14 protein-coding genes are annotated in these 12,473 nt (G+C 71.9%); 7 read left to right on the plus strand and 7 right to left on the minus strand.

The window, feature by feature from the left end; translation table 11 throughout:
- The first annotated feature begins 37 nt into the window (after positions 1–37).
- Positions 38–490 carry a VOC family protein gene (locus ABZX11_RS36275; RefSeq protein WP_354921871.1) on the plus strand — a complete coding sequence of 151 codons (453 nt, stop codon included), beginning with the start codon at positions 38–40 and terminating at the stop codon, positions 488–490.
- Here ABZX11_RS36275 and ABZX11_RS36280 read toward each other — a convergent pair.
- Complete coding sequence (locus ABZX11_RS36280; protein WP_354921874.1) at positions 482–1,486, minus strand: YafY family protein; 1,005 nt, start codon at positions 1,484–1,486, stop codon at positions 482–484. The genes ABZX11_RS36275 and ABZX11_RS36280 overlap by 9 nt on opposite strands.
- A gap of 178 nt (positions 1,487–1,664) precedes the next feature.
- Positions 1,665–2,363, minus strand: a complete 699-nt coding sequence (locus tag ABZX11_RS36285; RefSeq protein WP_354921877.1) for an SDR family NAD(P)-dependent oxidoreductase — start codon at positions 2,361–2,363, stop codon at positions 1,665–1,667.
- A 113-nt stretch (positions 2,364–2,476) separates the two neighbouring features.
- Here ABZX11_RS36285 and ABZX11_RS36290 point away from each other — a divergent pair, with 113 nt between their 5' ends.
- Positions 2,477–3,358, plus strand: coding sequence for a helix-turn-helix transcriptional regulator (locus ABZX11_RS36290; protein ID WP_354921880.1), 882 nt, complete (start codon positions 2,477–2,479; stop codon positions 3,356–3,358).
- Between the two features lie 33 nt (positions 3,359–3,391).
- Here ABZX11_RS36290 and ABZX11_RS36295 read toward each other — a convergent pair whose 3' ends face one another.
- Positions 3,392–4,012 carry a TetR/AcrR family transcriptional regulator gene (locus ABZX11_RS36295; RefSeq protein ID WP_354921882.1) on the minus strand — a complete coding sequence of 207 codons (621 nt, stop codon included), beginning with the start codon at positions 4,010–4,012 and terminating at the stop codon, positions 3,392–3,394.
- 75 nt (positions 4,013–4,087) lie between these two features.
- Between ABZX11_RS36295 and ABZX11_RS36300 the strand changes: the two genes are divergently transcribed.
- Positions 4,088–4,798, plus strand: a complete 711-nt coding sequence (locus ABZX11_RS36300; RefSeq protein WP_354921884.1) for an alpha/beta fold hydrolase — start codon at positions 4,088–4,090, stop codon at positions 4,796–4,798.
- Between the two features lie 52 nt (positions 4,799–4,850).
- Here ABZX11_RS36300 and ABZX11_RS36305 read toward each other — a convergent pair whose 3' ends face one another.
- The gene (locus tag ABZX11_RS36305; protein WP_354921887.1) at positions 4,851–5,198 is read right to left on the minus strand and encodes a TraR/DksA C4-type zinc finger protein; all 348 of its coding nucleotides are present in this window, start codon (positions 5,196–5,198) and stop codon (positions 4,851–4,853) included.
- Positions 5,199–5,222: 24 nt separating this feature from the next.
- Positions 5,223–6,050: an SGNH/GDSL hydrolase family protein gene (locus ABZX11_RS36310; RefSeq protein ID WP_354921890.1), complete on the minus strand. Its 828-nt coding sequence runs from the start codon at positions 6,048–6,050 to the stop codon at positions 5,223–5,225.
- Positions 6,051–6,138: 88 nt separating this feature from the next.
- Between ABZX11_RS36310 and ABZX11_RS36315 the strand changes: the two genes are divergently transcribed.
- A complete protein-coding gene (locus tag ABZX11_RS36315) occupies positions 6,139–6,732 on the plus strand; it encodes a PadR family transcriptional regulator (RefSeq protein WP_354921893.1) in 594 nt (197 codons plus the stop codon).
- A gap of 59 nt (positions 6,733–6,791) precedes the next feature.
- On the opposite strand, the gene ABZX11_RS36320 is transcribed toward ABZX11_RS36315, so the two are convergent.
- A complete protein-coding gene (locus tag ABZX11_RS36320; RefSeq protein ID WP_176177201.1) occupies positions 6,792–7,241 on the minus strand; it encodes a MarR family winged helix-turn-helix transcriptional regulator in 450 nt (149 codons plus the stop codon).
- 136 nt (positions 7,242–7,377) lie between these two features.
- On the opposite strand from ABZX11_RS36320, the gene ABZX11_RS36325 reads away from it, so the two are divergent.
- Both ABZX11_RS36325 and ABZX11_RS36330 read left to right on the plus strand, forming a co-directional pair.
- Positions 7,378–8,352 carry an amidohydrolase family protein gene (locus tag ABZX11_RS36325; protein ID WP_354921897.1) on the plus strand — a complete coding sequence of 325 codons (975 nt, stop codon included), beginning with the start codon at positions 7,378–7,380 and terminating at the stop codon, positions 8,350–8,352.
- 118 nt (positions 8,353–8,470) lie between these two features.
- The gene (locus tag ABZX11_RS36330) at positions 8,471–10,384 is read left to right on the plus strand and encodes a glycosyltransferase family 39 protein (protein ID WP_354921900.1); all 1,914 of its coding nucleotides are present in this window, start codon (positions 8,471–8,473) and stop codon (positions 10,382–10,384) included.
- A 9-nt stretch (positions 10,385–10,393) separates the two neighbouring features.
- Here ABZX11_RS36330 and ABZX11_RS36335 read toward each other — a convergent pair whose 3' ends face one another.
- Entirely contained in the window at positions 10,394–11,137 is a 744-nt protein-coding gene (locus ABZX11_RS36335) for a GAF and ANTAR domain-containing protein (RefSeq protein WP_354921903.1), read from the minus strand.
- Between the two features lie 237 nt (positions 11,138–11,374).
- Between ABZX11_RS36335 and ABZX11_RS36340 the strand changes: the two genes are divergently transcribed.
- Positions 11,375–12,472: a ferredoxin reductase gene (locus tag ABZX11_RS36340; protein ID WP_354921906.1), complete on the plus strand. Its 1,098-nt coding sequence runs from the start codon at positions 11,375–11,377 to the stop codon at positions 12,470–12,472.
- Position 12,473 lies beyond the last annotated feature (1 nt).

The raw sequence follows: 12,473 nt of genomic DNA on the forward strand, positions 1-12,473 counted from the left end.
ACAGGTTGTGTCCGGTATCGGGGATAGCGTCGCGATCATGACACCGAACACCGTCCAGCTGGCCTCCGTCCGCGTGATCACCGACGACCTGCCGCGGCTCGTCCGCTTCTACGCGGTCCTCACCGGCGCCACCCCGCGGTACCTGACCGACGACTTCGTCGAGCTGGTGACACCGTCCGCGACCTTCGCGCTCAGCACGCCGGAGCGGGTCGCTTTCATCACGGACAACCCACCGCGGGCGGCCGCCAACCGCACCGCCATCGTCGAGTTCGTCGTGGAGGACGTCGAAGCCCTGTTCGCCCACATGAAGGCCGAACTCGGCGACGACCTCGACATCGTGCAGGAGCCGACGTTGATGCCCTGGGGCAACCTGTCCGTCCTGATCCGCGACCCCGAAGGCGCACTCGTCAACCTCTACACACCGGTCACGCCGCAGGCGCGGCAACTGCAGCAGAACCGCACACCCCAGATGCCACCGGTCCTACGCTGAGTTGTCGCCGGCAGCGACGATCAGCTTCCGTCCCAGCGCGGCAACGACGCCGTGCAGAGCTTCGGGCTGCTCGATGACGAACGGCCGATCGAGAGCGGCCAACCTGCCCGCGACCCATTCCAGCCGTTCCGCACGGACGAAAATCCTCAGCCACTGACCGTTCCCGGAGACGCCGGCCACCGGTTCGACCGACGCCAGCGTCTCCGGGAACAACCCCCGCACCTGCGTGGCGTCGGCGTCAACGAGCACGGACACCTCATGCCGCCCGGGCCCCGCGGCGAGCGGGCCCAGCACCCGCTGCACCGGGTTCAGGTCGTCCGGCACCTCGAAGGTGCCGTCCAGCAGGCGCAGGCCGGCGATGCGGTCGAGGCGGAACGTCCGCTCCGCCTGGCGGCCGACGTCGTGGCCGGTGAGGTAGAGCAGCCCCTGCACGGCAACGATGCCGTGCGGGTGGACGGTGCGTGACCGGGCACGTCCGCGCCGCGGCAGGTAGTCGAAGGCAATCGGACGCCGGTCCCGCGCCGCCTGCGCCAGTCCGAGAAGCACTCTCGCGCCGGCCTCCTCGCCGCCCTCGGTGCGCTCGGCCTCGCCGATCCGGCCGCCGGTGAAGTTCACGGTTTCGACCACCGCGTCGATCTGCCGGGCCAGGGCGGGCGGCAGCACCCGGCGCACCTTCGAGGTGGCGGCCTCCGCGTCACCGATCGAGGCCGGCCCGGACCTCGACCGGCTCGTCAGGAGCAGCCCCCAGACGACCGCCAGGGCTTCCTCGTCGGTGAGCATCAACGGAGGCATCCGGTAGTGGCGCGCCAGCCGGTAACCGCCGTGCCGGCCACGGACGGAATCCACCGGGATGCCGAGATCACGCAGGTGCTCCACGTACCGGCGCACCGTGCGTCCGTCCACGTTCAACCGCTCGGCCAGCTCGGCCGAGGTCCGGGTGCCACCGGACTGCAGTAGCTCGAGCAACGTCAGCACCCGAGCTGTCGGCCGTGCCACGTCAGTGACCCGCCCACAGACCGGAAGTGGGCCACACCGGCTCGATGAACGCCCGCACCTCCTCGCAGAACACCTCAGCGCGCACCATTTGCCCATCCTCGGCCCGGGAGATCGAATAGTCAGGCGACACGCTCTGGGGGCCGGCGCCCCGCCTGTGGACGACCGCCGCGATCCGCCCTCAGGACCAGGCGACCTCGCCCGTCCGGTCGACGAACCGCCCCGAGCCGGCGCCGGGCCGCTCGGTGGCCAGTCCGACGAGGGCGTCGGTGCCCTCGGTGACGGTCTGCGGGCCGCTGTGGCCGTTGAGGTCGGTCGCCGTGTAGCCGGGGTCGGCGGCGTTGACGCGGATGCCGGGAAACGCTTTCGCGTACTGCGTGGTCAGCATCGTCAGCGCCGCCTTCGAGGCGGTGTAGAGCGGCGCGACGACCTTGGACTCGGCCCGCGACGGGTCGTGGGTCAGGGCGAGCGACCCCATTCCGCTGCTGACGTTGATGATGACGGGATCCGCCGACCGGCGCAGGAGCGGCAGGAACGCGGTGGTCGTCCGGACGACTCCGGCGACGTTGACGTCGAAGACACCGAGCGCGTCGGCGCCGGTCAGGCCGGAGGGGTCGCCGGCCGGGCCGTGGACGCCGGCGTTGTTGATCAGCACGTCGATCGCGCCCTCGTGCTCGGCGACGTCGGCCGCCGCGGCGGCGACGGACGCGTCGTCGGTCACGTCGATGGACACGAACCGCGCGCCGACCGCGGCGGCGGCCCTCGCCCCGGCCTCCGGGTCGCGGGCTCCGAGCAGCACGGTGTGGCCGGCTTCGACGAGACGGCGGGCGGTCTCGCGGCCGAGACCCTTGTTCGCTCCGGTGATGAAGGTGATCGTCATGCCGTCGATCCTCGGCCCGCCGAGCGCGGCCGGCCAGGGATGCCCCGACGGTAGGAACAGCAGTACCACCGTCGTGGCCGGGCCCGGCGTCCGTGCCGGGGCAAGATGGGGTCGTGACCACGACACCCGGGACCGGGCTGGGCGCGATGATCCGCACCTGGCGGGATCGCCTGCCGCCCTCGGCCGCGGCGTTGCCGGTGAGCCGCAACCGCCGCACGGCCGGGCTGCGCCGCGAGGAGCTCGCCGACCTCGCCGGCCTGTCGGTCGACTACGTCGTGCGCCTGGAGCAGGGCCGGGCCACCACGCCCTCGGTGCAGGTGGTCGCCTCCCTCGCGCGGGCCCTGCAACTCTCGGCCTCCGAACGGGATCACCTGTACCGGCTCGCCGGGCTCACCCCGCCTGCGGACGGCATGGTCTCCGACCACATCCCGCCCGGCGTCCACCGGGTGCTCTCCCGGCTCGGCGACGTCGCGGTCGCGGTGTTCGCGGCCGACTGGCAGCTGGTCTGGTGGAACCGCAGCTGGGCCGCGCTGCTGGGCGATCCCTCGTCGTCGGAACCCCGCCTGCGCAACTTCGCCCGCGACCGCTTCCCGCTGGACGCGGGCCCCGCTCGCCTGGCCCGGTGGCCGGTGACCGAACTCGACGCCGGGACCACGGACCTCGCCGTCGTCGCCGACCTGCGCCGCGCCACCGGACGGTTCCCGCACGATGCCCGCCTCGCCGGGCTGATCCTCGAGCTGACCGCGGGCAACAGGCGGTTCGCGCAGCTGTGGGCCACCGGCGCGGTGGCCGCTCACCGCGAGGACGAGAAGACGATCGACCACCCTTCGGTGGGCCCGATCGAGGTGAACTGCGACGTGCTGGGAGACGGGGACACCGAGCTCAAGATCGTGATCATGACCGCCGCTCCCGGCAGTGCCGCCGAGACCAAGCTGCGGCTGGCCGCGGCCACCGGTCCCGTGAGCTTGGATCGGGCCGGCCGGTCCGGTTTCTAGAGCTTGTGCGAGGTCCGTTGCGGGCGTGAGCGGTCAGCCTGCCGGCCGGAGGAGCGCCGTTCGCAGGGATGCGAGCAGCCAGCCCTCGGCCTTGTCGAGGGACCAGTTGTTGTCGTCGGTGAGCACGAAGTACGCCGCGTTGCCGAGGTGGAACCACAGCGTATCGGTGGCCGCTTCGGCGTCGACGTCGTCGCGAAGGGCAGCCAGGTCGGCCAGGCGTCGCGCGGTGAGGTCCAGGCCGGTGCGAAGGCTGGCGTGGGCGGCACGCAGGGCCCGGGCCGCAGCCGGGTCGTGGGGTGCGGTGTCGGTGATCACGCGCATGAGGTCCCGGGCGTTCTCGAACCGGACGCGGGTGGCGTGGGTGATGAAGCGGAGCAGCTCGTCGGCGTCCTCGAAGGACGAGATGCGGGCGTAGGTCTCTTCGACGTCCAGCGCGGTGGTCCTGGCTTCGATGATCGCGGTGAGCAGGCCCTGCTTCCCCCCGACGACGGCGTACACGGAGGCGGGGGCGACCCGGGCGGCCGCGGCGATGTCGTCGACCGTCGTCGCGAAGTATCCCTTGGCGACGAACAGTTCCCGGGCGGCGTCGTGGATGGCCTGCCGGGTCGCGGCGGCGTATTCGGCTCGCCTGCCGCCGGTGTTCTTGGTGGGCACCGTGGTAGCGTAGCTCTCGACTCGCTGGAGTGTGACTCCAGTGAGTGGATGGCTACTTCAGTCAGAGGGGGATCGGTGGACTACGTCTTCGTACCGGGCGCGTGGCACGGCGGGTGGGCCTGGCACCCGGTGGCGCGGCGGATCGCCGGCGCGGGCCACCGGGCCGTCGCACTGACGATGCCCGGCATGTCGGCGGGGGACGACCCGCGCGAGGTGCGGTTGGCGGACGCCGTGGCGTACCTGGTCGCCGAGGTCGAGCGGCGGGACCTGACCGACGTCGTGCTGGTGGGCCACAGCTGGGGCGGCATCCCGATCGCCGGTGCCGCCCGGAGGCTGGGGGAGCGGCTGGGCGCCGTCGCGATGGTCAGCGCGTTCGTGCCGCGGGCGGGCGAGTCGATGGCCGACGCCATGGGGCCCGAGGTCGGCGCCTACCTCCGCGCCACGATCGAGGCGTCGGCGAACTTCGCCTTCGAGCTGGACTTCGCCGCGTTCCGTGAGTCGCTCATGCAGGACGAGCCCGAGCAGGTGCAGCGGCTGGTCCACGAACTGCTGGTGCCGCAGCCGGGCGCCTACATGCTCGACGCCCTCGCGGACGTCGGCTTGGCCGGCCTCGACGTGCCGATGACGTACCTCCTCGCCGAGCGCGACCAGGCGCTCGCCCGGCCCGGCGCGGAGCTGGCCGCCCGGCTCGGCGTCGAGCCGGTTCTCGTGCCGGGAACGCACGAGGCGATCATCACGCACGCCGACGACGTCGCGAAGGCGCTCCTGGCGCAGCCGGAGAGGTGAGCGCGGATCGCCCGGGACGTCGAGCTGCCGTCCGATTCGGACACCCGCGTCGTCACCTCCGGTTCGCGCAGGTGATGCAGATCCGCGTGGCCGGCAGGGCGAGCAGCCGGTCTTCCGCGATCGGGCCGCCACAGCGTTCACAGACTTCGTAGACACCGGCGTCCACCCGGTCGGCGGCCTTCCCGAGCGCCGCGAGGTCGTCCTGCGCCTGCCGCAGCAAGGCCTGGACCTGTGCCCGCTCGAAGGCGATGGTCGCGCCTTCGGGGTCGTGTTCGTCGTCGCCGCTGTCGAACCGGGACGCCGCCACGATGTCGTCGCGTTGCCGCGCCAACGCCGTGACCAGCCGCTCGGTCTCGGTGCGGGCCCCCTCGATCAACTCCTCCGCGACGCGCTTCTCCACGCTTTCCGACGATACGCCGGGCGCTCAGGTCGCCGGCGCGCTCGTCCGGTCCGGCGGCGGCTCGATGCGGTGGAGCTGGGGGTGTTTGGCCGTGCGCTGGTCTCCCGAGGACTGGCCGCGCAGGCGCCTGCCGAGCCAGGGGCCGAGGAAGGTGGCCGCCCAGCGCAGTTCCGCGGTGGCGCGCCACTGCGTCGACGGTGGGGCGGGCAACGGTGGTGCCGGTTCGTTCCAGGAATCGTTGCTGCCCGGCAGGTGCAGGGCGTGCGCGACCGCGTCGGCGATCAGTTGGTGCCCGAGGGGGCTGCAGTGCAGCCGGTCCTCGCTCCAGAACCGGCGGTCGGCGACGGAGGGGTGCCGGGCGATCTCCGCGACGGCGACTCCGTGCCGGGCGGCGGCGGCGCGGATCCGGTCGTTGATGTCGAGGATGCGGGAGCGGACCGGCCGGGCGAGCGGGATGATCCTGGTGAGGTCGGGAAAGGTCAGGGTCGCCACGCGGGCTCCGGACTCGGTGAGCGCGGCGAACATCGCTTCCAGGTGATCGGCCACCGTGGCGGGTTCGACCCGGAGCCGGAGCAGGTCGTTGACCCCGGCGACGACGGTGGCCAGGTCGGGACGCAGGGCGAGAGCCGGCCCGAGTTGCTCGGCCCGGACTTCGCCCGCGCGGCGGCCACGGACGGCGAGGTTGGCGTACTGGAGGTCGGGATTGGCGATGGCGAGGTGTTCGGCGAGCCGGTCGGCCCAGCCCCGGAGGCCCACGATGTCGTCACCGTCCCCGACGCCTTCGGTTTGGCTGTCACCCAAGGCGACGTAGCGCAGGTACTTGCCGCTCCGAACGGGCTCCTCGGTCCTCACCGCAGCCTCCTCCTAGTCATAATGTTGACTAATCATAACCAGGCCTATGATGGGCTTGCCCCGGTGTCGACGACGAGGAGATGCGCCGGTGAGTCTGCGGCATGCGGTGCTCGCGGCGTTGCTGTCCGGCGAGTACAGCGGCTACGAGCTGGCCAAGGCGTTCGACGTGGGTGTCGCCAACTTCTGGTACGCCCGGCCGCAGCAGCTCTACCTGGAGCTGTCCAAGCTCGAGAACGACGGGTTGATCAGCGGCCGGGAGGTGGTCCAGCAGGCCCGTCCCAACAAACGGCTGTTCACGGTCACCGACGCCGGCCTCGCCGAACTGGCGCACTTCGCCGCCACCGCGAGCAAGCCCTCGTTCATCCGCGACGACCTGCTGGTCAAGGTCCAAGCCGTCGACCACATCGACGCGGCACCGGTGATCGCGCAACTGGAGCACCGAGCCGCGGCGGCCGCGGCCAAGGTGGAGATCCTCGACAAGATCCTGCGGCGGTACCGCGGTGATCTCGACGAGGAGACCTACCTGCGCGACGGATCTCCGATCGGGCCCTACCTGACGTGCTTGCGCGGCCGTCGGTTCGAGCAGGAACACCACGACTGGTCGGTGCGGGCCGCCGCCCTCCTGCGTGACCGGGCGACGCGCGACGATGATCCGGTGCCTGCCACGGATCAATCCCGGTAGCGCTGTCGGCCGGCATCCATCCACAAAGGACTCATGAGCGGCCTGGACGACCGCGGGAACTATCGAGTGCCACTGCCTCCGGAGCGGGTGACCAGGTGGGTTTCGATGTGGCGGAGGGCGGACACAACGGGGTCGATGTCGTCGGTTTCGCTCACGGCCCCGTCGAGCAGCCGGGACCAGATGAGGCGTAGCTGCTGCAGGTTCTCGTGCGCTTTTTCGGTGGAGTACAGGCGCACCCGCCGCGCGTCGTGGGGATCGACCTCGCGGCGCAGCAGGCCTTTTTGCTCCAAACCCCGGACCGCTCTGCTGAAGTTGCTGGAGATCAGCTGCGTGGCCTCGGCCGCCGCCCTGGCCGTCGTGCCCGGGTGACGGTCGACGAACCGCATCACGGCGCCTTCCAAGGGGGTTCCGCTCTCGCCTTCGGCTTCCTTGGCCGCCTCGATGTGGCGGCCCACCGCCAAGATCAGATCCGCCAGCTCGAACAGCCGCGCAGTGCGTCCCTCGTCCACTCGGACAGGCTAACTTTGCTGTCAAGTGATAGTTGTCACCTGACAGCGAACTTGTGGTGGGGTGGGAGGCGTCGATAGGTTTCTATCGAATGATAACTATCAGCTGATTGGGTATTCGGCCCCGCAAGGACTCACCATGACTCTCATCGCCATCGAAGAGCACTGGATCATGCCGGAGCTCACCACTGCGCTCAAAGCCGTGCCGCACCCGGACGAAAGCCTGTTCTTCAACGAGATGGGCGATCACGGGCAGCGTCTGGAAGATCTCGGTGACGGCCGGATCGCCGCCATGGACGCGCAGGGCATCGACGTGTCGATCCTCGCCCTGACCCCACCGGGCACCCACCCGCTGCCCGCCGACCAGGCCGTGCGGCTCAGCCGCGCGGCCAACGACATGGCCGCCGCGGCCGTCGACGGCAACCCGGGCCGGTTCCGCGCGCTGTCGACCTTGCCCCTGTCCGCCCCCCAACACGTGGCCGGCGAACTCGCCAGGGCCGCCGGCCTGGGCCACGTCGGCACCATGGTCTACGGCCGATCCGGTGACCGCTTCCTCGACGATCCGGTCTACGAGGACTTCTTCGCCGCGGCCGCGGAACTCGGTCAACCGGTCTTCATCCACCCGCAGATTCCCTCGTCCGCGCTGCGTGACGCCTCCTACCGCGGCTTCGACGACCTGACCGACCTCGGCCTGGCCACGTTCGGCTGGGGGTGGCACCTGGACACCGCCACCGCGGCGCTGCGCCTCATCCTGCGCGGCACCTTCGACCGGCACCCGCAGCTGCAGATCGTGCTCGGGCACTGGGGTGAGCTGCTGCTGTTCTGGCTGGACCGGGCCGACAGCCTCTCCCGCGTCGCCCACCTGCAACGGCCGGTGACCGACTACATCCGGTCGAACTTCCACATCACCAGCTCCGGCATGTTCAACCCCGCCCTGCTGCACCACGTCCTCTCGGTGACCACCACGGATCGGTTGCTCTTCTCCACCGACTACCCCTTCCAGCAGCCCACCCGGGACGAGATCACCGCCTTCCTCGGGCACTTCGCCTCCGACGAAGACCGGCGCAAGTTCTCCTCGGCCAACGCCGCTGCTCTCTTCGGCCTCGACCTCTGATCGGGCAGGAGCCGGCCGTCGTCCGTGCGGTCGCCGACCGGCTCAACCCCCAGGTGGACGGCCCCTTCAATCCGCAGCTTGAAGATTCCGGCGGCACGGCCCCCTAGCGTTCCCGACGGTGACCGGAGGGGGAGACGTGGTGGCGATGGCCGAGGTGCGGACCGGGCGGGGCGAGCGGATCGCGGTGGGGGTGATCTCGGCCGTCGCCGCTGTGGTGTGGGGCTGGGCAGTGGGGAGCCGGGCACTGCAGCCGTACTACGCGGCGGCCGTGCATTCGATGTCGCACGACGCCACGGCGTTCTTCTTCGCGGGCTTCGACCCGGCGGGAGTCGTCACGGTCGACAAACCGCCGCTCGCCTTCTGGATGCAGGCGCTCGGCGTGGCCGTCTTCGGGTTCCACCCGTGGGCGATCGCCCTGGTCCAGGTCGTCGAGGGCGTGGCCGCGGTGCTCGTGCTGCACCGGGTGGTGCGCCGCTGGGCCGGCGCGCGGACCGCGTTGCTCGCCGCGGCGCTCTTCGCGCTGACGCCGATCGTCGCGGCGATCAACCGCGACAACCTGCCCGACACCCTTTTGCTGCTCCTGCTGTTGCTCGCCGCGTACTGCGTCACCCGGGCCATCGACGACGCCCGGTGGCTCGTCGGCGCGGGGGTCTTCGTCGGACTGGGCTTCCTCACGAAAATGCTCGCCGCGTGGATCGTGCTGCCGGGTCTGGCGTTGGCGTTCTTCGTCGCGGCGCCCGGCTCACGCGGGCGGCGACTGGCCTGGCTCGGGCTGGCCGGCGCGGTGACGCTCGCCGTGTCGCTGTCGTGGCCGGTCGTCGTCACCGTGTGGCCGGGCGCCAAGCCGTTCGTCGGCAGCACCACGGACGGGTCGGTGTGGCAACTGGCCTTCGGCTACAACGGCCTGACGCGGCTGGTCGGCGGCACGACCGGAATCGGCGGCGGCTACAGCGCCACGGCCGGCGCGGCACTCGGCGGCGTCGCCGGCCCGCTGCGGCTGTTCGACGCGGAGGTCGGCGGGCAGATCGCCTGGCTGCTGCCGCTCGCGGTGGTGTCCTTGGTCGTCGCCGCGTGCCGCGCGCGGGGAGCCGCGCCGCGGACGAAGGCGGGCTGGGTGCTGTGGGGTGGCTGGCTGATCGCCGGGGCAGCGGTGTTCTCGTTCACCGGCGGCATCTTCCACGCGTACTACACCGCCGAGCTGGCCCCGGCCATCGCGGCACTCGCCGCCGCGGGCCTGGTCACGGCCGCGAGCTGGTCCCGCGGCCGGGCCCGGTTCGTCCTGCCGGCCGCGGTGGCGGGGACGGCGGTGCTCGCGTACGTCCTGCTCGACCGGACCCCGGACTGGCTGCCGTGGCTGCGGTACACCGTGGCGGCGCTGGCGTTGCTCGCCGTCGTCGCGGCGCTCGTGCGGGCTACCCGCGTCGCAGCCGTGATCGGCCTGGTCGCCGTCGTGGCCGGGCCGGCGGCCTTCGTCGCCGATACCGCGGTGCGGCCGAAGAGCGTGCTGGAGAGCGCCGACCCGGCTGCCGGGCCACCGTCGACGGCCGCGCTGCACACCATCGTCGGCGCCAACACCGGTGCGGGTGCCGCGGCCGGGTACGTCCGGTTCATCGACAGCGCGTACCGGCTCGGCGCCGGTCAGCGCCAGGTGCTCGCGTTCGCGCAGGCGTCGCCGGCCGAGATCACCCTGGCGGTGGAGGGCGGCACGTACGGAGCGGACCCGTTCCTGCTGAACACCGACGCACGTGTGGCGCCGCTCGGCGGCTACCTCGGCTTCGACCCGGCGCCGCCGGCTGCGGAGCTTCCGCAGTGGGTCGCGGCCGGGAAGCTGCGGTTCGTGTTGCTGCCGCAGGTGTTCGTCGACATCGCCCGCGCCGGGGCGAAGCAGACCACCGCGACGGCGGCCGACGCGGGGGAGCTGACCCGGCGGGTCAGGTGGGAGGCGAGGAACTGCCGCCCGGTGCCGCCGGCGCGGATCGGCCCGGACGCGGCCACGGCAGGCGTGCTGTTCGACTGCGGCGTCAGTCCGTGACCTCGACCGCTACGAGGTCGATGGCCGCGTGGCCGTGGTCACGAAGTTCTGGGCGACTTCCCGCAGTTTCAGGTTCTGCTCCTGCGACGCCTTGACCAGCAGCTCGAAAGCCTCCTCGGACGGGATGCAGTGCAGGGCCATGAGGATGCCCTTCGCCTGGTCGATCACCGCGCGGGACGTCAGCGCGGTCCGCAGCTGGCCCATGGTCTCGCGGGCGACCTGGTGCCGCCGGGTGCTGCGCAGCGCGCCTTCGGCCGCGGCGGTGTACAGGTCGAGCAGGGCCGCGTCGAGGGCGCCGAAGCTGTTGCCGCCGGTGTCGTACAGGTTGAGCGAGCCGTGGTACTGGTGGTCGACGACCAGCGGGGCGGACAGGTAGGCGACGACGGTGGACTCGGCCGCGGCCGCGGCGAACTCCGGCCATCGGTGTGCCACCTCGGTCACCCGGACCTGCTGGAGTTCGCCGGTCCGGGCGGCCTCCAGGCAGGGTCCCCGGCCCGCCTCGTACTGTGCCCGGTCGACCCGGTGCGCGCTGTCGTCGGTGGCGGTCGCCGTGTACGGCGCCCCGTCGCGCATCAGCGTGATACTCGCGATTTCCGCGTCCGGCACCGCGTGGATGACCTGACGGCACACCCGCTGCAGAGCCGTCAGCAGCTCCTCTTCCTCCACGAAGGTGTCGGCCAGCCGATCCAGCGCGGCGGTGACGTCGTCGACTCTTCGTACGGCGTCCCGCTCCCGAAGCAGGTTGTCTTCCATGTGGGGCTCCCTCGAGGTGGGCGCTCGGCACCCGGGCGTGCGCGCAGCGTGTGGACCAGGTCATGGCCCGTTCCCGGAGCACCACAGTAAATGGTGCTCGGACCGGGCCGCCGATCGAGCCGAAGCCGGTCCGCGGTCGCTCGCGCTGCGCATTGAGTGCACGCCTGTACACTCAATTGGCATGTTCGCCTTCGACTGGCCCGGCAGCGCCGCCCGCCGCGTCCGGGGTGGTGCGTGATGGCCGAAACGGGGATGCGCCCTCCGGCGTCGCCGCTGCGGCGCCGGGCGTTGCGCGCGCTGCGCTGGCTGTTCACCCCGCTGCGGCCGGACGACTACCTGGAACTGATCAACCCCCTGTGGTCGACCCGGGAGCTGCGCGGGCGGGTCGAGCGGGTCGAACCCGAGCGCGGCGGGGCGGCCACCGTGCTGATCCGCCCCGGCTACGACTGGGTCGGGCACCGGCCCGGTCAGTACGTGCGGCTGGGCGTGGTCATCGACGGCGTCCACCACTGGCGGGCGTACTCCCTGACCTCGAGCCCGGACCGCGCGGACGGGCTCATCTCGGTCACGCCCAAGAAGGTCGACGGCGGGGTCGTCTCGCCGTACCTGGTCGAGCGGGCGCGGCCGGGCGAGCTGGTCCGGCTCGGCGAGGTCGAAGGGTCGTTCACGCTGCCGGACCGGCTCGGCTGCGGCCTGCTGTTCGTCACGGCGGGCAGCGGCATCACCCCGGTGATGAGCATGCTCCGGCACCTGGCGGACGGCCCGGGGCTGCACGACGTCGTGCACATCCACTCCGCGCGGGACGAGGACGGCGTCATCTTCGGCGACGAACTGGCCGCGCTCGAGAAGCAGCACGAGGGCTTCCGGCTCCAGTTGCGCATCACCGGCCGGGACGGCCGGTTCACCCCGGCCGAGCTGGACACCCGGTGCCCGGACTGGCGGGAGCGGGAAACCTACGCCTGCGGCCCCGGCGAGCTCCTCGACGCACTCCAGGCGCACTGGACCGAGCACGGCACCGCCGTCCGGCTGCACCACGAGCGGTTCCAGCCCATCGTCGGCGGGGAGGGCGCCGAAGGGGCAGGGGGGACGGTGCACTTCACCCACCGCAACGTCGACGCGGACTGCCCGCCCGGCACCCCGATCCTCGTCGCCGGCGAGGACGCGGGCGTGGACATGCCGTTCGGCTGCCGGGTGGGTGTCTGCCACACGTGCGTGCTGCCGATCCGGGAAGGGCGGATCCGCGACCTGCGCACCAACGTCGTCAGCGAGATGCACAACGAGATCGTGCGCACCTGCGTGCACGGCGCCGAAGGCCGGGTCACGGTCGACCTCTGAG

Source organism: Amycolatopsis sp. NPDC004169 (assembly GCF_040610315.1).
Taxonomy (GTDB): Bacteria; Actinomycetota; Actinomycetes; order Mycobacteriales; family Pseudonocardiaceae; genus Amycolatopsis.